The organism is Acidovorax sp. GW821-FHT10E03 (assembly GCF_059415205.1).
Map to the genome: position 1 here is coordinate 232178 of NZ_JBWKMU010000002.1, position 19367 is coordinate 251544.

20 protein-coding genes and 1 tRNA gene are annotated in these 19367 nt (G+C 60.1%); 9 read left to right on the top strand and 12 right to left on the bottom strand.

What is annotated here, in order from left to right; genetic code table 11:
• Nucleotides 1-11: 11 nt before the first annotated feature.
• The 12 genes from nuoF to rpsO form a co-directional block, all read right to left on the bottom strand.
• On the bottom strand, nt 12-1370 hold the full coding sequence (gene nuoF, locus AC07OD_RS04210; RefSeq protein WP_218340158.1) for an NADH-quinone oxidoreductase subunit NuoF: 1359 nt from the start codon (nt 1368-1370) through the stop codon (nt 12-14).
• On the bottom strand, nt 1367-1900 hold the full coding sequence (nuoE, locus tag AC07OD_RS04215) for an NADH-quinone oxidoreductase subunit NuoE (protein ID WP_218340157.1): 534 nt from the start codon (nt 1898-1900) through the stop codon (nt 1367-1369). The genes nuoF and nuoE overlap by 4 nt, the downstream gene beginning before the upstream one ends.
• Complete coding sequence (locus AC07OD_RS04220) at nt 1897-3150, bottom strand: NADH-quinone oxidoreductase subunit D (RefSeq protein ID WP_218295515.1); 1254 nt, start codon at nt 3148-3150, stop codon at nt 1897-1899. The genes nuoE and AC07OD_RS04220 overlap by 4 nt, the downstream gene beginning before the upstream one ends.
• Before the next feature lie 27 nt (nt 3151-3177).
• On the bottom strand, nt 3178-3786 hold the full coding sequence (locus AC07OD_RS04225) for an NADH-quinone oxidoreductase subunit C (RefSeq protein WP_218295516.1): 609 nt from the start codon (nt 3784-3786) through the stop codon (nt 3178-3180).
• Nucleotides 3787-3796: 10 nt separating this feature from the next.
• On the bottom strand, nt 3797-4276 hold the full coding sequence (locus tag AC07OD_RS04230; protein WP_007849129.1) for a NuoB/complex I 20 kDa subunit family protein: 480 nt from the start codon (nt 4274-4276) through the stop codon (nt 3797-3799).
• 24 nt (nt 4277-4300) lie between these two features.
• Nucleotides 4301-4660 carry an NADH-quinone oxidoreductase subunit A gene (locus tag AC07OD_RS04235; RefSeq protein ID WP_055393226.1) on the bottom strand — a complete coding sequence of 120 codons (360 nt, stop codon included), beginning with the start codon at nt 4658-4660 and terminating at the stop codon, nt 4301-4303.
• A 73-nt stretch (nt 4661-4733) separates the two neighbouring features.
• Nucleotides 4734-4818, bottom strand: a tRNA-Leu gene (locus AC07OD_RS04240).
• Between the two features lie 114 nt (nt 4819-4932).
• Entirely contained in the window at nt 4933-5307 is a 375-nt protein-coding gene (gene secG, locus AC07OD_RS04245) for a preprotein translocase subunit SecG (protein WP_218295517.1), read from the bottom strand.
• 39 nt (nt 5308-5346) lie between these two features.
• A complete protein-coding gene (gene tpiA, locus AC07OD_RS04250; RefSeq protein ID WP_494595304.1) occupies nt 5347-6096 on the bottom strand; it encodes a triose-phosphate isomerase in 750 nt (249 codons plus the stop codon).
• A 2-nt stretch (nt 6097-6098) separates the two neighbouring features.
• Nucleotides 6099-7085 (bottom strand): NAD(P)H-quinone oxidoreductase, encoded by a 987-nt coding sequence (locus AC07OD_RS04255; protein ID WP_369642961.1) that lies wholly within the window; start codon nt 7083-7085, stop codon nt 6099-6101.
• A 100-nt stretch (nt 7086-7185) separates the two neighbouring features.
• On the bottom strand, nt 7186-9432 hold the full coding sequence (gene pnp / locus AC07OD_RS04260) for a polyribonucleotide nucleotidyltransferase (protein ID WP_218295520.1): 2247 nt from the start codon (nt 9430-9432) through the stop codon (nt 7186-7188).
• A 207-nt stretch (nt 9433-9639) separates the two neighbouring features.
• The gene (gene rpsO / locus AC07OD_RS04265) at nt 9640-9906 is read right to left on the bottom strand and encodes a 30S ribosomal protein S15 (RefSeq protein WP_005793232.1); all 267 of its coding nucleotides are present in this window, start codon (nt 9904-9906) and stop codon (nt 9640-9642) included.
• Nucleotides 9907-10078: 172 nt separating this feature from the next.
• Here rpsO and AC07OD_RS04270 point away from each other — a divergent pair, with 172 nt between their 5' ends.
• The 9 genes from AC07OD_RS04270 (at nt 10079) to ribD (ending at nt 19345) form a co-directional block, all read left to right on the top strand.
• Nucleotides 10079-10366 carry a hypothetical protein gene (locus AC07OD_RS04270; protein ID WP_218295521.1) on the top strand — a complete coding sequence of 96 codons (288 nt, stop codon included), beginning with the start codon at nt 10079-10081 and terminating at the stop codon, nt 10364-10366.
• A gap of 169 nt (nt 10367-10535) precedes the next feature.
• Nucleotides 10536-10976, top strand: a complete 441-nt coding sequence (locus tag AC07OD_RS04275) for a GspH/FimT family pseudopilin (protein WP_370628500.1) — start codon at nt 10536-10538, stop codon at nt 10974-10976.
• Complete coding sequence (locus AC07OD_RS04280) at nt 10970-11533, top strand: GspH/FimT family pseudopilin (RefSeq protein WP_218295523.1); 564 nt, start codon at nt 10970-10972, stop codon at nt 11531-11533. The genes AC07OD_RS04275 and AC07OD_RS04280 overlap by 7 nt, the downstream gene beginning before the upstream one ends.
• Entirely contained in the window at nt 11521-12210 is a 690-nt protein-coding gene (pilV, locus tag AC07OD_RS04285; RefSeq protein ID WP_494595308.1) for a type IV pilus modification protein PilV, read from the top strand. Before AC07OD_RS04280 ends, pilV begins: the two co-directional genes overlap by 13 nt.
• Nucleotide 12211: 1 nt before the next feature.
• The gene (locus AC07OD_RS04290; RefSeq protein WP_494595310.1) at nt 12212-13120 is read left to right on the top strand and encodes a PilW family protein; all 909 of its coding nucleotides are present in this window, start codon (nt 12212-12214) and stop codon (nt 13118-13120) included.
• 21 nt (nt 13121-13141) lie between these two features.
• Nucleotides 13142-13900 carry a pilus assembly PilX family protein gene (locus AC07OD_RS04295; RefSeq protein WP_218295525.1) on the top strand — a complete coding sequence of 253 codons (759 nt, stop codon included), beginning with the start codon at nt 13142-13144 and terminating at the stop codon, nt 13898-13900.
• 92 nt (nt 13901-13992) lie between these two features.
• On the top strand, nt 13993-17751 hold the full coding sequence (locus AC07OD_RS04300; RefSeq protein WP_494595313.1) for a pilus assembly protein: 3759 nt from the start codon (nt 13993-13995) through the stop codon (nt 17749-17751).
• Between the two features lie 10 nt (nt 17752-17761).
• Nucleotides 17762-18211, top strand: a complete 450-nt coding sequence (locus AC07OD_RS04305) for a type IV pilin protein (protein ID WP_218295527.1) — start codon at nt 17762-17764, stop codon at nt 18209-18211.
• A 24-nt stretch (nt 18212-18235) separates the two neighbouring features.
• Nucleotides 18236-19345, top strand: coding sequence for a bifunctional diaminohydroxyphosphoribosylaminopyrimidine deaminase/5-amino-6-(5-phosphoribosylamino)uracil reductase RibD (gene ribD / locus AC07OD_RS04310; protein ID WP_494595315.1), 1110 nt, complete (start codon nt 18236-18238; stop codon nt 19343-19345).
• Nucleotides 19346-19367: the final 22 nt, after the last annotated feature.

Consider the following 19367-nt stretch of genomic DNA (forward strand, 5'->3'; position numbering starts at 1 on the left):
GTTTCTCGCGATCAGGCGGAGGCGGAAGCCTGCGGGGTCTTCTCTTGGCGGATCAGCGCTTCGAATTCCGGACGGAAGTGCTTGATCATGGCGCGCACCGGCATGGCCGCTGCGTCACCCAGTGCGCAGATGGTGCGGCCCTGGATGTTGTCCGCCACCGAATTGAGCAGGTTCAGGTCGCCATCGCGCCCCTGACCATGCTGGATCCGGTCGATCACGCGCCACATCCAGCCCGTGCCTTCGCGGCACGGCGTGCACTGGCCGCAGGACTCGTGCGAGTAAAAATAGGACAGGCGCAGCAGGCTCTCGACCATGCTGCGGGAGTCGTCCATCACGATGACCGCGCCCGAGCCCAGCATGGAGCCGGCCTTGGCGATGGAGTCGTAGTCCATCGTGCATTCCATGATGATGGAAGCCGGCAGCACCGGTGCGGACGAGCCGCCGGGAATCACGGCCTTGAGCTGGCGGCCCTTGCGCACGCCACCAGCGAGTTCGAGCAGCTTGGCGAAGGGCGTGCCCAGGGGCACTTCGTAGTTTCCGGGCTTTTCCACGTCGCCGGAGACCGAGAAGATCTTGGTGCCGCCGTTGTTGGGCTTGCCGCATTCAAGATAGGCAGCACCGCCGTTGCGGATGATCCACGGCACGGCCGCGAAGGTCTCGGTGTTGTTGATGGTGGTGGGCTTGCCGTACAGGCCGAAGCTGGCCGGGAACGGCGGCTTGAAGCGCGGCTGGCCCTTCTTGCCTTCCAGCGATTCGAGCAGCGCGGTCTCTTCGCCGCAGATATAGGCGCCGAAGCCGTGCGCGGCATGCAGCTGGAAGCTGAAGTTGCTGCCCAGGATCTTGTCGCCCAGGTAGCCTGCGGCGCGTGCCTCTTCAAGCGCTTCTTCAAAACGGTCGTAGGTCTGGAAGATTTCGCCGTGGATGTAGTTATAGCCCACGGAGATGCCCATCGCGTAAGCCGCGATGATCATGCCCTCGATGACGATGTGCGGGTTGAACTGCAGGATGTCGCGGTCCTTGCAGGTGCCCGGCTCGCCTTCGTCGGAGTTGCACACCAGGTACTTCTGGCCCGGGAACGACCGGGGCATGAAGCTCCACTTGAGGCCGGTGGGGAAGCCCGCGCCGCCACGGCCGCGCAGGCCCGATTCCTTGACGGTGGCGATCACCTGGTCCTGGGTGAGGCCTTCGCCTTCGCCCTGCGCCAGGATCTTACGCAGGGCGGCGTAGCCGCCACGCGCTTCGTAGTCCTTGAGGCTCCAGTTCGTGCCGTCCAGGCCCGCATAGATCTGCGGGTTGATGTGGCGGTCGTGGAAGCAGGTCTGGACGCCGGTGGCCTGGAACTGCGAGAGGATCTGTGCGGCGGTGGTCATGCTTGTCCTTCCGCAGCGCGCAGGCCATCCACAAGCTGGTCAAGCTTGTCGTTGTCCATGAAACTGCACATGGTGCGGTCGTTGACCAGCATCACGGGCGCATCGGCACAGGCACCCAGGCATTCGCACTGCTGCAGCGTGAACAGGCCGTCGGAAGTGGTCTCGCCCATGGCCACGCCGAGCTTCTTCTCGAGGTGGTGCAGCGCCTTCTGGCCGTCGCGCAGCTGGCAAGGCAGGTTGGTGCAGACGTTGAGCTTGTACTTGCCCGTCGGCTGCTGGTTGTACATGTTGTAGAACGTGGTGACTTCGTGCACCGCGATCTGGGCCATGCCGAGGTACTCGGCGATCACGGCCTCGCTCTCGACACTGACCCAGCCCTGCTCCTGCTGCACGATGGACAGGCAAGCCATCACGGCCGACTGCTTCTGCTCGGGTGGGTACTTGGCGACTTCGCGCGCAAAACGGGCAAGCGTCGTCTCGGTGATGGCGGTGGCGCCAGCGGTCTGGTTCTTCGATTCGGTCGTACTCATCGGTCAATCTCTCCGAACACGATATCCATGGTGCCGATGATGGCCACCGCGTCGGCGATCATGTGGCCGCGGGCCATTTCATCGAGCGTGGCCAGGTGCGCGAAGCCAGGCGCACGGATCTTCAGGCGGTAGGGCTTGTTGGCCCCGTCGCTCACCAGGTAGATGCCGAACTCGCCCTTGGGATGCTCGACGGCGGCATAGGCCTCACCCTCGGGCACATGGAAACCTTCGGTGAAGAGCTTGAAATGGTGGATCAGCTCTTCCATGTTGGACTTCATGGATTCACGGTCGGGCGCAGCCACCTTGTGGTTGTCGGTGATGACCGGGCCGGGATTGGCGCGCAGCCAGTCCACGCACTGCTTGATGATGCGGTTGGACTCGCGCATTTCCTGCACGCGCACGAGGTAGCGGTCGTAGCAGTCACCCGTCTTGCCCACGGGCACGTCGAAGTCCATGCGGTCGTAAACGTCGTAGGGCTGGGTCTTGCGCAGGTCCCAGGCGATGCCGGAACCACGCAGCATGGGGCCGGTCATGCCCAGGTTCAGCGCGCGTTCGGGCGGCACCACGCCGATGCCCACGGTGCGCTGCTTCCAGATGCGGTTGTCGGTGAGCAGGGTCTCGTATTCGTCCACACAGGCCGGGAAGCGCTGGGTGAAGTCGTCGATGAAGTCGAGCATCGAACCCTGGCGGTTCTTGTTCATGGCCTCCAGGGCCTTGGCGTTCTTGATCTTGCTGACCTTGTACTGCGGCATGGAGTCCGGCAGGTCGCGGTACACGCCGCCCGGACGGAAGTACGCCGCGTGCATGCGCGCGCCGGAGACGGCTTCGTACATGTCGAACAGGTCTTCGCGCTCGCGGAAGGTGTAGATCAGGATGGTGGAGCTGCCGCAGTCGTTGCCGTGCGAACCCAGCCACATCAGGTGGTTCAGCAGGCGCGTGATCTCGGAGAACATCACGCGGATGTACTGGGCGCGGACAGGCACTTCCAGGCCCAGCAGCTTTTCGATGGCCAGGCAGTAGGCGTGCTCGTTGCACATCATGGACACGTAGTCCAGGCGGTCCATGTAGGGCAGCGACTGGATGTAGGTCTTGTGCTCGGCCAGCTTTTCGGTCGCGCGGTGCAGCAGGCCGATGTGCGGATCGGCACGCTGGACGACTTCGCCGTCGAGCTCGAGCACCAGGCGCAACACGCCGTGCGCTGCAGGGTGCTGCGGTCCGAAGTTCAGGGAGTAGTTCTTGATTTCAGCCATGGTGGGTCACGTGGGGCGCGGAGCGCCTTAGTGCAGGCCTCCGTACTTGTCTTCGCGGATGATGCGCGGCGTGATCTCGCGCGGCTCGATCGACACCGGCTCGTAGACCACCCGGCGCTGCTCTGCGTCGTAGCGCATCTCGACGTGGCCGGACAGCGGGAAGTCCTTGCGGAAGGGGTGGCCGATGAAGCCGTAGTCGGTCAGGATGCGGCGCAGGTCGTTGTGGCCGTCGAACACGATGCCAAAAAGGTCGAACGCCTCGCGCTCGTACCAGTTGGCCGAGTTCCAGAGATCGGAGACCGAAGCCACCACAGGGAAATCGTCATCCGCGCAGAACACCTTCACGCGCAGGCGCTGGTTCAGGCTCACGGACAGCAGGTGCGAGACCACACAATAGCGGGCTCCCTCGTTCACTGCGTCTGCATAGGCGGAATAGTCCACGCCGCACAGATCGATCAGCTGCTCGAAACGGCAACCCTCCGCATCACGCAGGACGCGCATGGCATCGAGGTAGTCGGCGGCAGCAACGACCACCGTGACCTCATCCAGGGCCACGGTGATCTGGCGCACTTTCGCGCCCAACGCCGCGGCAATGTTGTCTTTGAGGTTTTCGGGCCGAATGGCAACAGCAGTCATCATCAACCCTTCAGACGCGAGCAATGGTGTTGGTGCGGCGGATCTTCTGCTGCAGCTGGATGATCCCGTAGATCAACGCTTCGGCCGTGGGCGGGCAGCCGGGCACGTACACGTCCACGGGCACGATGCGGTCGCAGCCGCGCACCACGGAATAGCTGTAGTGGTAGTAGCCGCCGCCGTTGGCGCACGAACCCATCGACAGCACCCAGCGGGGCTCCGACATCTGGTCGTACACCTTGCGCAGGGCGGGCGCCATCTTGTTGCACAGCGTGCCGGCCACGATCATCAGATCGGACTGGCGGGGGCTGGCACGAAACACCTCCGCACCGAAGCGGCCGATGTCATAGCGCGCTGCGGCGGCATGCATCATCTCCACCGCACAGCACGCCAGGCCAAAAGTCATGGGCCACAGAGAGCCCGTCTTGGCCCAATTCACCACGGAGTCATAGCTCGTGGTGATGAAGCCTTCCTTCATCACGCCTTCAATCATTGCATCATCCTTGTTGAGGCCCGCTCATTCCCAATCCAGGGCACCCTTTTTCCACTCGTAGGCAAAGCCCACGACCAGGATGGCCAGGAAAATCACGACGGCCACGAAGCCGGCGATACCCACCTCATGCAGCGTCACCGCCCATGGGAAGAGAAATGCGATTTCGAGATCGAAAAGAATGAAGAGAATGGCCACGAGGTAGTAGCGCACGTCAAACTTCATGCGCGCATCCTCGAAGGCTTCAAAGCCACATTCGTAGGGGGAGTTCTTCGCGGCATCCGGGCGGTTGGGGCCCAGTATGTAGCCGAGGACAAGGGGGACAACGCCGACGGCGATGCCGACCAAGATGAACAAAAGGACGGGGAGGTACTGATCGAGGTTCATCTTGAGGATGTGCTCACCGCTGTGGCCTTGCCCGTCAGGACCCGAGCCGGGTCATGCAGGCAGGCCTTTGTTTTGGTGCCGTCGGCGAGACTCGAACTCGCACAGCTTTCGCCACTACCCCCTCAAGATAGCGTGTCTACCAATTTCACCACGACGGCTGTTTTTTGCATCTGGATGGCATGAGGAACCTTGCGGTTTTGGCTTTCCAGACAATCCAGAATTCTACTCCGGAAAAACCCTGCTTCGGCTTACGAAGCCCAATTTAGTGCAGATTATTTGGTGGGGATCTGCGCGGCGCCTGAAGCGGGCACCGCAGGAGCCACAACAGCATCCGAAGCCGAGGCCGCAGGAGCACCTGCGGGCACTGCAGCAGCCGGGCTTTCCAGCACGCTGCCCGAACTGGCGGGACGCGCATTGCCAAAGTAGGCCAACGCCAGCGTTGCGACAAAAAACACCGCAGCCAGGACTGCCGTGGTGCGCGACAGGAAATTGGCACTGCCGCTGGCGCCGAACAGGCTTCCGGAACTGCCGCTGCCAAATGCCGCCCCCATGTCCGCACCCTTGCCATGCTGGACAAGGATCAGGCCAATCATCCCCAGGGCCGTCAGCATCTGCACCGCCAAAACCACATTCACGATCACGTTCATTCTCTGTTCACTCCTGATTGAATAGCTGGAAGGGCCGCCTCAACGGGCAGCCGCAATAATTTGCAGGAAATCGGGCGCCTTCAGCGATGCCCCCCCGACGAGGCCGCCATCGATGTCAGGCTGCGCAAGCAATTGCGCCGCATTGACGGCATTCATGCTGCCACCGTAGAGCAGGCGGATGCGGTCGGCGTGCTCGCTGGCCGCAGACAGCTGCGCACGCAGCACCGCGTGCACGGCCTGCGCCTGTTCGGGCGTGGCCGTGCGGCCCGTGCCGATCGCCCAGACCGGTTCGTATGCCACCACCACTTCGCTGATGCAATGGCCATTGAGATGGATCACCGCCGCCAGCTGACGCTTGACCACGGCCTCGGTCTGGCCGGCCTCGCGCTCCTGCAGGGTCTCGCCGACACAGACAATGGGCGTGATGCCCGCGGCCAGTGCCCGCTGCGCCTTTTCGGCAACGGCGACATCGGTTTCCCCATGGTACTGGCGGCGCTCCGAGTGCCCCACCAGCGCATAGCGCACGCCAAATTCCTTCAGCATGGCAGCCGAGACCTCGCCGGTGTACGCCCCTGCATCGTGCTGCGACACATCCTGGGTGGCAATCGCCACCACGGATCCGAACGCGACGGACTGCGCCTGCGCCAGATACGGAGCAGGCACGGCGACAGCGACGTCGCAGGCCGCGCCCTCAAGGCCGGCAATGATGCCTTTCAACAGGGCATCGTTGGCAGCCAGGCTGCCGTTCATCTTCCAGTTGCCTGCGATGAGTTTTTTCTTGCTGTTCATGGTCACCACGTCAAAACAATCTTGCCGATGTGCTGGTTCGACTCCATAAGGGCATGGGCATTGGCGGCATCCGCCGCAGCAAACGTGCTGTGGATGACGGGACGCACCCTCCCCTGCGCCAGCAAGGGCCACACATGCTCGCGCAACGCGCGGGCGATGGCGCCCTTGAATGCCACGGGACGCGGGCGCAGGGTGGAGCCCGTGATGGTGAGCCGGCGCCGCAGCACCAGGCCCGCATTGAAGTCACTCTTGACACCACCCTGCACCGCGATGATGACGATGCGCCCGTCTTCGGCCACGCACTCCACCTCGCGCGCCACATAGTCGCCAGCGACCATGTCCAGCACCACGTCCACGCCCTTGGCCTGCGTGATGCGCTTTGCTTCCGCCACGAAGTCCTGCGTCTTGTAGTTGATGGCATGGTGGGCCCCCAACTGCAGACAGGCCGCGCACTTGTCGTCGCTGCCCGCCGTGGCAATGACGGTCGCTCCGAACGCCCGCGCCAGCTGTATGGCAGTCACGCCAATGCCGCTGGTGCCCCCCTGGACCAGCAGGCTTTCGCCCGCCTGCAGACGCCCCCGGTCGAAGACGTTGCTCCACACGGTAAAGAACGTTTCCGGCAACGATGCCGCCTCGACGTCGCTCAAGCCCTCGGGCACGGGCAGGCACTGCGCGACAGGTGCCACGCACCACTGCGCATACCCCCCGCCCGCCACCAAGGCACAGACGCGGTCGCCCACGCCAATGCCCGCCTGCGCCATGGCAGCAGGATCACCCGACTCCACCACACCCGCGACCTCCAGGCCCGGCAGGTCCGAGGTGCCGGGCGGCGGAGCATAGTGCCCCAGTCGCTGCAGCACGTCAGGGCGGTTGATCCCGCTGGCGGCAACACGGATCAGCAACTCGCCGGCGCCCGGCTGCGGCATGGGGCGTTCCCCCAGCTGCAACACCTCCGGCCCACCAAAGGATGTGATCTCGACAGCACGCATGTTGCGATTCCTTGGACAGTTGGTTGGTTTGAGTGATTTTGATTGCCAACGCCCTTTTTACAGGCGCCAGCAGCTACAAAATCAATAGCAAATCACCAACTCAGCCCACGATCTGCCCGGAACCGTTGTCCGAAGGCAGGGATTGCTGTTGTTGTTGCTGCTCCGCCGGCTGGCGGCCGCCGTCGCGCCCCTGGTCACGGCGAGGCTCACGGTCACCGCGCTCCGCGGGAGCAGGACGATCGCTGCCACCCGCCGGGCGGTCGGCCAGCACCTTCATCGACAGTTTGATGCGGCCCTTCTCATCGGTCTCCATGACCTTGACCTTCACGATCTGGCCTTCGGTCAGGTAATCGGACACCTTCTCGACACGCTCGTGGGCGATCTGGCTGATGTGCAGCAGGCCATCCTTGCCGGGCAGCAGGTTGATCAGCGCGCCGAAGTCCAGGATCTTGGTCACGGGACCTTCGTAGATCTTGCCGATCTCGACCTCGGCCGTGATCTGCTCGATGCGCTTCTTGGCTTCGTCCGCCTTGGCAGCGTCGGTGGCCGCGATGGTGATGGTGCCGTCTTCCTCGATGTTGATCTGGCAGCCCGTTTCCTCGGTCAACGCACGGATCACGGCGCCGCCCTTGCCGATCACGTCGCGGATCTTCTCGGGGTTGATCTTCATGGTGTAGAGCTTGGGCGCGAAGGTGGACACCTCGGTCTTGGCTTCGCCCATGGCTTCCTGCATCTTGCCCAGGATGTGCATGCGTGCTTCCTTGGCCTGCGCCAGGGCGACCTGCATGATCTCCTTGGTGATGCCCTGGATCTTGATGTCCATCTGCAGCGCGGTGATGCCACCGGTGGTACCCGCCACCTTGAAGTCCATGTCGCCCAGGTGATCCTCATCACCCAGGATGTCGGTCAGCACGGCGAAGCGGTTGGCATCCTTGATCAGGCCCATGGCGATACCCGCCACGTGGGCCTTCATGGGCACGCCGGCGTCCATCATGGACAGGCAGCCGCCGCAGACCGAAGCCATGGACGAAGAGCCATTGGATTCGGTGATTTCCGACACCACGCGCATGGTGTAGGGAAATTCTTCCTTGGTGGGCAGCACAGCCACCAGGGCACGCTTGGCAAGGCGGCCGTGGCCGATTTCGCGGCGCTTGGTCGAACCCATGCGGCCCACTTCGCCCGTGGCGAAGGGAGGCATGTTGTAGTGCATCATGAAGCGGTCTTCGTACTCGCCAGCCAGGGCGTCGATGCGCTGCGCATCGCGCTCGGTACCCAGCGTGGTCACGACCAGCGCCTGGGTTTCGCCACGCGTGAACAGCGACGAGCCATGGGCGCGCGGCAGCACGCTGCTGCGAATTTCGATGGGGCGCACAGTGCGCGTGTCTCGGCCGTCGATGCGGGGCTCGCCGGCCAGGATCTGGCTGCGCACGATGCCCGCCTCGATGTCGAACAGCATGCCTTCGACCTTCACGGCATCGAACTCGACGCCATCGGCCTTCAGCGCGGCCATCACGGCGGCGTAGGACTCGCGGCAGGCCTGGGTGCGGGCCTGCTTGTTGCGGATCTGGTAGGCGGCGCGCAGCTTGTCGTCGGCCAGCGCAACCACCTTGGCGATCAGGGCTTCGTCCTTGGCGGGCGCTTCCCACTGCCACACGGGCTTGCCAGCATCGCGCACCAGTTCATGAATGGCGTTGATGGCCACATTGCCTTGCTCATGGCCAAACACCACGGCGCCGAGCATGATTTCTTCGGACAGTTGCTGGGCTTCGGATTCGACCATCAGCACGGCGGCTTCGGTGCCGGCCACGACCAGATCCATCTGCGAGCTCTTGCGCGCCGTCTGGCCGGGGTTGAGCACGTACTCGCCATTGATGTAGCCCACGCGTGCGGCGCCGATGGGGCCGTTGAACGGGATACCGGAGATGGCCAGCGCCGCACTGGTGGCGATGAGGGCAGCGATGTCAGCATCCACTTCGGGATTCAGCGACACCGTGTGGATCACCACATGCACTTCGTTGAAGAAACCCTCGGGGAACAGCGGGCGGATCGGGCGGTCGATCAGGCGGCTGGTCAGCGTTTCGTGCTCGCTGGGCTTCGCTTCGCGCTTGAAGAAGCTGCCGGGGATCTTGCCGGCGGCGTAGGTCTTCTCGATGTAATCCACCGTCAGGGGGAAGAAGTCCTGGCCGGGCTTGGCGCCCTTGGATGCCACCACGGTAGCCAGCACCACGGTGTCATCAATGTTCACCAGCACGGCGCCAGAGGCTTGGCGTGCGATTTCGCCGGTTTCCATGACGACAGTTTTGTCGCCCCATTGGAAGGTCTTGGTGACTTTGTTGAAAATGCTCATGTTCAGCTCCTTTTTTAATAGCTGGTAGCGCTCTACCAGACTGCGGCGGAGAGCAATTCAGAACACGATGCCATTCCAGTGGGCCTGACTGCTGCACTGCGGCGGCAACCCCATTGGAATGACACAGCTTCGCTCTGTTTTGCGGCTCCGAAGTAAAAAACGCCTGAGCTAGCGGACTAACCCAGGCGTTTTCGCATGCAATGAAGATTACTTGCGCAGACCCAGCTTGGCGATCAGCGCGGTGTAACGGTCAGCGTCCTTGGCCTTCAGGTAGTCCAGCAGCTTGCGGCGGCGGCTCACCATGCGCAGCAGGCCGCGGCGACCGTGGTGGTCCTTGGCGTGCGTCTTGAAGTGAGGGGTCAGTTCGTTGATGCGGGCCGTCAGCAGGGCCACTTGCACTTCTGGACTGCCAGTGTCGTTGGCAGCACGGGCATTGGCCTTGACGACTTCGGCCTTGATGGAGGATGCGATCATAATTTTTCCTTGATGGAGTCTCGACAGACTTGCCGAGCCTTGGTTCTTACTTGCGCCAGCAGCTGGAACGGCCGCAGGCGTGCGTCTTGCACCATGCAAAACTTGTCGATTATAACCCCCATGTGGAATTCTTGCCTGCCCAGGTTCCCGCCCCACACCTGAAAGCCCCTTCATGACGCAACTTGACGCTTTCCTTTCACACACCACAGTCCGCCATGCCTTGCTGGCCACAGGCGTCGCTTTGATCCTGATCACAAGCCCTGGCTACGCACTGGCCAAGCGCTCTGCCAGTGACACCGCCACCACCGCCAACACCTCTTCCACGAAGAAAAGCGTTAGCAAAGTCACCTATCAGCGCAGCAGCTCCGAAGAGACACCCGCCCAGCGTGATCGCCGGATGTACCGGGAATGCAAAGGCATGCACAACGCGGGGGCTTGCCGGGGGTATACGCGCAAGTAGCAAACCGCTCATCCCAATGCGAGCACCATTGGTCGAGCAGCATCAGCCTGCCGCACCAGCAGGCTAATAAGATTGTCCCATGCATGCATCGCCACCATTACAACTTCGAGGAAGGCCGCTCGTCCCTTTAAGCCCTCAAGCACAGAGCGGTTTCACCGCCATTGAGTTGATGGTCGTAATCACCATCGTTGCAATATTGGCCGCACTGGCAACCCCCAGCTTCACCCCCCTGATCGAACGCTGGCGCGTGCGTCAGGCCACCGAAGAATTGCAATCCACACTCTATTACGCCCGCTCCGAAGCCATCAAGCGTGGCGGGGGCATAAGCATTGTGCAGAACAGCAACAACGGCTGGGCTGTGTATTTTGACGCAAATAGCAACGGGAACAACGAGGCTAACGAGGTATTGCAATCCACCAGTTCTCCTCCACGGCTAAGCATTACCTTTCCTGCCAACGTCATTGCCGTCGACAGATGGGGCACGCTTACGGTGGCAGCGGACTTCCTGATTAAGCCTGACGGGAAGGCTGACGACGACGTCAGCGCGCAGCGTGTATGCGTCAGCGCCGGAGGCCGAATCAAAACAGAGAAAGGAGCAAATGCATGCTGAGCCCCTCACCTCCAGCAATAGCCTCTGCGGGCTTCTCCGCCGTCGAGTTGATGGTCGTGGTTGCCATCATGAGTGTACTAGCGGCCTTGGCGGCACCCAGCTTCATTCCCCTGATTGAAGGGTGGCGCGTCCGCGAGTCCGTGGAACTGCTCCAATCTACGCTGTACTACGCACGCTCGGAGGCCATCAAACGTGGCGGTCAAGTAGTTATTCAGAAAATTCCCAACAACACCAACGGCTGCTCCAGCGCTGTTGATACCGACACTTGGGATTGTGGCTGGGTGGTATGCCATGACACCAGCGGCAACCGTATCTGCGATGCTGCCGAACCCGTGTTGCAGCGCACGGAATCTTCCGCCAGGGTTCATGTCAATTTCATAAGCGGCGGCGCAGGGATCGTGCTCAATCGCTGGGGTCTCGTCAGTGGTCCTTATTTGAGCTTCACCTTTGTGCCGCTGGGTAAGAGTATTTCCCATCCAGGCGTACGCGGCCTCTGTATGAGTTCCGGTGGCCGTATTCGCGTCATTCCTCAAGAAGCCGTCCCATGTACCGGCTGATCACCATGACCATCACACTGCACAAACGCCAACGCGGTATCACACTGATTGAGTCCCTTGTCGCTATCGTCATTGCCGCACTGGGAATTCTGGGCATCCTAGGCGTACAGATGCGAACCCTGAGCGATACCCAGACCACCGTGCGTCGAGCCCAGGCCATTCGGTTGACTGAAGATCTCAGCGAACGCTTGAAAGCGCACCCCAACGCTCTGATGAGCCTCAGCAGCTATGCCAGCGCGTGGACAACGCCATCTACCCCCGTCACTGCACCCACCAAGAATTGCGCAAGTGCGGCATGCACCAGCACTGAACTGACCATTTACGACGTCGCTGATTGGCGGCGTGCAGTGCAACGCGCGCTGCCGGTGGGGGACGCCACGATTTTTCTGGCTCCAGGCGACACGGATGCCACCAATCGCCGGCAACTGGGCATCATGATTCGTTGGCGTGAAAACGAGATTGATATCGATACCGCTGCAGACAAAAAAATCCACAGGGACAACATCGACGCCACGCAAGTTCGTGCCTCAGACGGCACACTCAGCGCAGGAGGTGGGGCGGCTGCATCTTGCACCCCCGGATACACCTGCCATCTGCAGTACATCCCCGTTTCAGCACGATGCGCATCCACCGACATTGGCGGCGGTGTCAAACAGTACTACTGCCCCGGAACCTGAAATGCAGACTAATAACACACACCCCAACGTGCGCACCGTAAATATGCCACTTCAGGGCAAAAGCCAGCGTGGAGTCACGTTGATCGAGTTAATGGTGGGCATCGCGATTGGCTTGTTTATCGTTGCGGTTGCAATGGGCGCGTTAATGGTGTCCCGTGGTGTCTCCGGCTCAGTCAGTGATGCCAGTAGCATTCAGCAGCAGTCTGCCTACGTCATGCGAGTCATTGGCCTGCAGTTGCGCCAAGCCGGCTCGCTATACCTAAACCTCAATCCCGACAGCGCACCCACAGCCCTCGCCAATGCGGTTCCCGTTGCATTTGAAACTGTCGCCCCCGCTTCAGGCGCAGGCAACAGCTTCGACCCTACCACCAACACCCTGAGCGCCACAGCCACGGCCCTCACAGTGGGCTACCGCCGCTACAAGGAGCCTGTCCACTATGCAACCACAGACCAAGCCATAGCACGAAACTGCGTTGGCGGCCCAACCAACGGAAGTGACGATCAGCGGGTGGAAAGCATTTTCCAACTCAACGGCACCGAATTGCGATGCCAGGGCAACGGCGCCGCAGCGCAGCCTATCGCACAGAATGTCGCCAACTTTCAGGTGCGCTACCTCCTGCAAGACAACACCCTTCCTGGCGCCCCCACCATTCGATACGTCGCGGCAACCGACGTGGGCAGTACAGATTGGGGCCGGGTGCAGGCGGTAGAGGTGTGTTTGGTGCTTTTTGGCACTGAAGTCATCGACATGAATGGCCTGAGTTCAACAGCTACGTCCTACACCGACTGCGATGGCAACACCGCGGTGGACATGGCTACCCTCGCCGGTGCCCGCGCTCGGCGCATGCACGTTGTCTATCGCAATGTGTTTCAACTCCGCAGCCAAGGGTTGGTGGGCATTGCACTCTGAATCCCATTCAAGAAAATCGCCATGTACTCCGTGCGCCCCCCCCTCTCCCCACGCAGCCATTCACAACGCGGTATCGCACTGTTTGTTGTCATCGTTTTTGTCATGCTTTCCATGTTGTTGGCACTGTGGGCGTCACGCACCTCGCTGTTCAATGAACTAGTGGTCGGCAACGATGCCGATTACCAGCGCGCCTACGAAGCCGCGCAAGCCCTGCTGCAGGATGCAGAGTTGGACATCCGCAACCAGAAAGCGGATGGAACCGAATGCCTGGGCACCCTTGACGTTTGTCGCACAGGAATTAATGAAAAAATCCCTCTTGAAACCAAGGACGTGGGCCCCTTGCTCGCCGATTTAGAGGAAAAGACCGCCTTATGCAGCAAGGGCCTGTGCGTAAAGCGCTTAGGCAAACAAGACTTCTGGAACAACAGCGATCCCGCCAAAGGCGTCACACTGGCCCAGATGGCCACCGCAGCAGCGGGAGCGCGGTACGGCCAGTTCACGGGAGCAGGAACCGGCAGCATCTCCACCCCAATCAATCCGATTTTGCAATGGGACGCCACCACGCCAGCCAACTCAGGTGGCTGGTACTGGATCGAAGTCCTGCCTTACCTAGATCTCAAAAACTCCAAAGTCATCATGGATGCATCTCGCTCCAACTTGCTAGCCATTAATCCGAAGTCCCTCGTGGTTTATCGCATTACCGCTTTAGCCTATGGCCGCAAGTCAGGGACCTTGGTAGCACTGCAGCAAACCTATGCGCAGCAAAGAACTCTCAATTAACACCTGCACTATCCAAAAATCGGCTTCTAGTTCAATTCACATACAAGCTAAAGACGATTTAGCCTGAAATTCCAGACAAAGAGGAGCACCCCATGCACCGCAATACGCCACCTCGCTTTCGTAAAAATCTACTCACGCTGGCAATAGGCGCTGCCTTGGCGTCCCCAGGAGCCTGGGCCATCGACTTAGTACAGGCACCTCCCGGGACCGTGCAGCCTTATGTGACGCCTAATGTCATCATCTCCATCGACGACTCAGGCAGTATGAATTACCGCGTGGACAGAGAAAGTGAATCTGGCGCGACCAATGGTACAACTCCAAACGCGGATGGAACCTGGCCGGGAACTAGCCGCCGCATGAATGTACTCAAGTACGCGCTTAAATCTATCTTTGACCCAACACATCCCAAATACGATAGTTCCTTGCTACCGGATAAAAAAATTCGTATGGCATGGCAAGCAATGAATGCCAATAATGGCACACCAGGCTCGCTTCCCGGTACGACCGGTAGCACCCCCACACTCGCCACCAATTCCATGCAGATACTGGCTGGTACCCACCGGACCAACTTTCTCACTTTTGTCACTAACCTGTCCCCGAACAATTCAACACCTTCGCACAAGATGTTCAAGCAGGCGGACGAATACATGCGCGCCAACTTGGACAAGAATGGACCTTGGGCCTCTGTACCGGGTACTACCGCCACACCTTACCTAGGGTGCCGACGCAACTACCATATATTTATGACTGACGGCCGTTGGAATGGCACCGTATCCGGCGGCACGCAAGATGACAATACCAAGAACATCACATTGCCCAATGGAACGGTCTACGGCAGTACAGTCGCCGCCAGCCGCCCCAAAAACGATCTTTACGCAGATACTTACAGCGATAATTTGGCTGATTGGGCCTTCAAAAGCTGGTCCACTAAGCTGCAAACGGCCACAGATGTCAACGGCGTTACTGGTTTGAAGGGCTCCCCACAGCCTACGGCAGAGTACAACAAGGCCCCTGCAACGGAAGATTTTGGCAAGGACACTGCAGGAAAAGACGCAGTTCTTGATCGCTTCTGGAACCCACGCTATAACCCGGCCAATTGGCCACACATGGTGACTTATACCATAGGCCTAAGCAAAATGGCCTATACATGGCCAGGAAACAAAATTTCTGGAAGCGTGGACCCTGCTGCACCTGATACGGCGTGTACTGTCATCAAGGCGCCGGGCCAAGGATGCGCCGCAGGCAACAAGGCCACCTTCACAACAGATCTGATGGTACCTTTCAGTTACGACAAAGGCTCCAACGGGACTCTGCCTGACTTCATTACAGGCAACATAAAGTGGCCCAATATAAGCAGCGGTGGCGAGTCTGTTCGGTCATTGGATCTATGGCATTCGGCTCTCAATGGTCGAGGACGTTTCTATGCCGTGGACAAAGGGGAAGATCTTGCAAAGGCTTTTCGCGATATTTTCCAGCAAATCAATACACAGGTTGATCCCGACCTCACTTCTACCGCCACTAGTGGTTCCAATGTTTCACGTACCGACGTCGGTAAATTCACCGGCAATTACGAACCGAAGAATGCATGGAAGGGTTTCGTGATCGCAGAAACAGTGAAAAAAGATGGTACCACTGTGCCTGCTATAAGTTGGGATGGGAAAAATACAGCTGATAAGCTGGACGACGCCACTTTTACGGTCAGCAGTCGCGTCATTCTGAGCTGGAGCGATCAGTGGATCAGCACCAAAGACAAGGGCGGGGTGCCCTTCAAATGGGCCAGCGATCAAAGCAACCTCAGTACCGCACAGAAGAACCTGCTGGGCAAAGACCCGGGTGATCCCACCGTGATCGTCGCCACCAACGGTCAGAATCGGCTCAACTTCATTCGCGGGGATCGCATTCTGGAAGGTTCCGAGACCAGTGGCTACACCGCAGCAAAACCCTTCCGCGAGCGCAAGAGCCGCCAAGGCGACATTATTAATTCCGTGGTATGGTACTCCGGCCCCCCGGTGAGCAATTACCCACTCAAGGGCTATAGCGCCTTCACGCGCGCCAACAAATCCCGGACACCCATGCTCTATGTGGGTGGCAACGATGGCCTGCTGCACGGCTTTTCAGCCACAGACGGCACAGAGAAAATTGCCTACGCCCCACGTGGCGTGCTTGCCAACCTTCCTCTGCTGAGCGATCCCACTTACAACAATAAGCACAGATTTTTTGTGGATGGTTCACCCATGACTGGCGACGTAGATCAAGGGCAACCAGACCCGGCCGATCCCGCCATCTATGTGCCCGATTGGCGGACTCTTCTGGTAGGCACGATGGGTGCCGGAGGCAAAGGCTACTTCGTGTTGGATGTAACTAATCCTGCCACCGCAGATACGCCGGCCGGCCTCCCAGGCTTCTCGGAAGGAAATGCCCAAAAGCTGGTGGTGCTTGACCGCACCAGAGGCACCGAAACCGCCCCCAACTGTGCGGCGATGACTGGCGCTCAAAAGACCGCGTGCGATAAAGCCGTGGATGAGGATAAGGACATCGGCAATATCACGGCCCGCCCTGTGCTGGATGAGAACAACCCTATGCGCACCACCCAGATCACGCGCATGAACAATGACCGCTGGGCCGTGGTCATGGGCAACGGTTATAACAGCACTAATCAGCGGCCCGTTTTGTTGATTCAGTACCTGGATGGCAACAAGGAACTGAAACGCATTGCCGCCGCGGCTTCCGATACCGTGGGCACTGGCGAAGCCACTGACAACGGTTTGGCGACGCCGCGCTTGGTTGATCTGAACGGCGACAGCCGCCCCGATGTTGTGTACGCTGGCGACAACCGGGGCAACCTTTGGAAATTCGACCTGACGGACATCGACGACGCCAGTTGGGGCGTTGCTTTGGGTGGACAGCCGCTCTTTACGACCACCGGCCCTGCGACACTGGGCAGTACTCGCGCCCGTGTGGACATTGCTGGCTCTATCAGACAGCCAATCACCGCCGCCCCCACGGTGCGTGCCAATGATCGCACCATGACCATCGGAACGGGCTCTAGCGCCAAGACCTTATCAGTAGGAGGCATGATGATCGCCTTTGGTACAGGCCGCAATGTCACCAAGGCAGACGAGAACGATTCAAATGTGCAATCCTTGTACTCGGTGCTGGACAACACTCGTTATCGCGTTGTCGACACAACGAAGGGCAAACGTCTTCAGGTGCACCCGGGCGCCGGTACCTGCCCCAGTGGGAGCGACTGCATTCCTGCTCCGGTGCCTTTGGGCGTAGGAGTAGTCAACGCTAAGCTGGCTGCCCAGAAAATTACCGCTGTGGATGCCAACTACGCCACTGTGGACATCACGGATGAATTGAAAAAGGACACCTGGGTCAATTTCAATGGCTGGTACATGGATTTGCCAGCCGTCGGCGAGCGGTTGCTGAAACCCATGGAGTTCTATGACGGCAGCAATGTATTGGCTGTGTACTCTCAAGTACCAGCAAAGGGATCGGATATAGACCCTAACGTGGAAAGCTGCGAATCCAATACGGTGGACGAAGAACGTCAGTACCTCACTCTTGTCAACATCATGGACGGCAAACGACCCACGGTGCAGATTCTCGACTCTGACAAGAACGGCACGTTTTACACCCCTCCTGGAGGAGGTAGTCCAGTATGCACTACATGTGGCGATGACAAATCCGTGTCGCGCGCATCGGTGACCAAAGGCTCGCACACGCTGATCAAAAAAGAAACCGGAGACAAGTGCCAGAATCGGGATATCGATGCCAAGGGCAATGGTTTCAACATGCAGTGTATGCCCGAGCAATCACTGCGCCCAAGTTGGCGCCAACTGAAGTGAGAAATTCATCATGAACCGACCTCTGCGAAAAGCGCAGCATGGCTTCACCCTCATCGAACTTATGATCGTGGTCGCCATCGTTGGAATCCTCTCGGCCATTGCTTATCCCAGCTATACCGAGTACGTTCGGCGCGGGCATAGAGCAGAGGCCCGCGCCGGGCTGCTGCAGGCACAGCAATGGCTAGAACGAGCCTCGACTGCAACAGGTGTCTATCCCACGGTCCTGCCGAACAATCTGCAATGGCGTCTTGCAGGTGGTACAGCCGATCCGACAAAGCGCTACACCATTGGTTTTCAGGCAGGCAATACCAACGCTGTCTTCACCTTGGTGGCCACCCGCAAGGCCCCTGGTCCCCAAGCTACAGATCGCTGCGGAGATTTCACTTTGACCAATACGGGCACGCGCGATGCAATCAATCGCGATGCAAGCATTACCGCAGCAGACTGCTGGAACAAGTAAGCACTGCGCTACCATCCTGGAGCAATGACCATTACAGCGCTCCACTATGCGAACCAAGCGCTTGGGCTAGCCGCCCAGGCGCTTTTTCTTTCCAGCCCCAATCCTCGCGTTGGTTGCGTCATCACCGCTCCCGACGGTGAGGTGCTGGGCCGAGGATTCACTCAGCGTGCTGGTGGCCCCCATGCAGAAATCATGGCGCTGCGCGATGCCGCAGCAGCTGGCCGCGACGTGCGCGGTGCCACCGCCTATGTCACCCTGGAGCCATGCTCTCACCATGGCCGCACCGGTCCATGCTGCGATGCATTGATCGAAGCCGGGATTGCAAAAGTGGTGGCATCCATCACCGACCCCAACCCTCTGGTCGCAGGCCACGGATTCGAGCGATTGCGGGCGGCGGGTATCGAGGTTGTCGTGGGCCCAGGGGCAGAAGAATCACGCGAACTCAACATCGGTTTTTTCAGCCGCATGGTTCGGGGCACGCCATGGGTGCGGCTCAAGACGGCAGCGTCCCTGGACGGCACCACGGCGCTTCACAACGGCGCCAGCCAGTGGATCACCTCGCGCACGGCGCGCGCGGATGGGCATGCCTGGCGGGCAAGGGCCTGTGCCATTTTGACCGGCATTGGCACCGTGCTGGACGACAACCCCCGCCTGGACGTCCGGGAAGTACCTACACCCCGCCAGCCCCATGTGGTCTTGGTGGATAGTCAATTGCAGCTGCCCCCGCATGCCAACCTGCTGATGGGCGGACGTGATTGCCTTGTCTACACAGCCAACACAAGCAAGGAAAAGAAGGCTGCCTTGGAAGCTCGCGGTGCCACGGTGATCCATCTGCCCAATGCAATCGGCAAAGTGGATCTGGCAGCGATGCTGAAAGACCTTGGCCAGCGGGGAATCAATGAGCTGCATGTGGAAGCAGGCCACAAGCTCAATGGATCCCTCGTCCGAGAAGGCCTCGTCGATGAACTGCTTGTGTACTTGGCCCCTCGCCTGCTGGGCCCCGGGCTGGGCATGGCGAACCTGGACCCGCTCCATGCGCTGGCGGACGGGCTTGCGCTGCAGTTCACATCCGCAGAGATGATCGGACCGGACCTTCGCGTCCTGGCACAGGTCCAGGGTCGGGATAGTTTTTAATCCGGCCCTCGCGATCGCCTTC

Coding starts and splice junctions, on each gene's coding strand:
- AC07OD_RS04270 (WP_218295521.1), top strand. CDS start 10,079: ATGACGCAACTTGACGCTTTCCTTTCACACACCACAGTCCGCCATGCC.
- AC07OD_RS04225 (WP_218295516.1), bottom strand. CDS start 3,786: ATGACTGCTGTTGCCATTCGGCCCGAAAACCTCAAAGACAACATTGCC.
- ribD (WP_494595315.1), top strand. CDS start 18,236: ATGACCATTACAGCGCTCCACTATGCGAACCAAGCGCTTGGGCTAGCC.
- AC07OD_RS04235 (WP_055393226.1), bottom strand. CDS start 4,660: ATGAACCTCGATCAGTACCTCCCCGTCCTTTTGTTCATCTTGGTCGGC.
- AC07OD_RS04280 (WP_218295523.1), top strand. CDS start 10,970: ATGCTGAGCCCCTCACCTCCAGCAATAGCCTCTGCGGGCTTCTCCGCC.
- secG (WP_218295517.1), bottom strand. CDS start 5,307: ATGAACGTGATCGTGAATGTGGTTTTGGCGGTGCAGATGCTGACGGCC.
- nuoF (WP_218340158.1), bottom strand. CDS start 1,370: ATGACCACCGCCGCACAGATCCTCTCGCAGTTCCAGGCCACCGGCGTC.
- AC07OD_RS04305 (WP_218295527.1), top strand. CDS start 17,762: ATGAACCGACCTCTGCGAAAAGCGCAGCATGGCTTCACCCTCATCGAA.
- AC07OD_RS04290 (WP_494595310.1), top strand. CDS start 12,212: ATGCAGACTAATAACACACACCCCAACGTGCGCACCGTAAATATGCCA.
- nuoE (WP_218340157.1), bottom strand. CDS start 1,900: ATGAGTACGACCGAATCGAAGAACCAGACCGCTGGCGCCACCGCCATC.
- AC07OD_RS04275 (WP_370628500.1), top strand. CDS start 10,536: ATGGTCGTAATCACCATCGTTGCAATATTGGCCGCACTGGCAACCCCC.
- pnp (WP_218295520.1), bottom strand. CDS start 9,432: ATGAGCATTTTCAACAAAGTCACCAAGACCTTCCAATGGGGCGACAAA.
- AC07OD_RS04295 (WP_218295525.1), top strand. CDS start 13,142: ATGTACTCCGTGCGCCCCCCCCTCTCCCCACGCAGCCATTCACAACGC.
- AC07OD_RS04300 (WP_494595313.1), top strand. CDS start 13,993: ATGCACCGCAATACGCCACCTCGCTTTCGTAAAAATCTACTCACGCTG.
- pilV (WP_494595308.1), top strand. CDS start 11,521: ATGTACCGGCTGATCACCATGACCATCACACTGCACAAACGCCAACGC.
- AC07OD_RS04220 (WP_218295515.1), bottom strand. CDS start 3,150: ATGGCTGAAATCAAGAACTACTCCCTGAACTTCGGACCGCAGCACCCT.
- AC07OD_RS04230 (WP_007849129.1), bottom strand. CDS start 4,276: ATGATTGAAGGCGTGATGAAGGAAGGCTTCATCACCACGAGCTATGAC.
- tpiA (WP_494595304.1), bottom strand. CDS start 6,096: ATGAACAGCAAGAAAAAACTCATCGCAGGCAACTGGAAGATGAACGGC.
- rpsO (WP_005793232.1), bottom strand. CDS start 9,906: ATGATCGCATCCTCCATCAAGGCCGAAGTCGTCAAGGCCAATGCCCGT.
- AC07OD_RS04255 (WP_369642961.1), bottom strand. CDS start 7,085: ATGCGTGCTGTCGAGATCACATCCTTTGGTGGGCCGGAGGTGTTGCAG.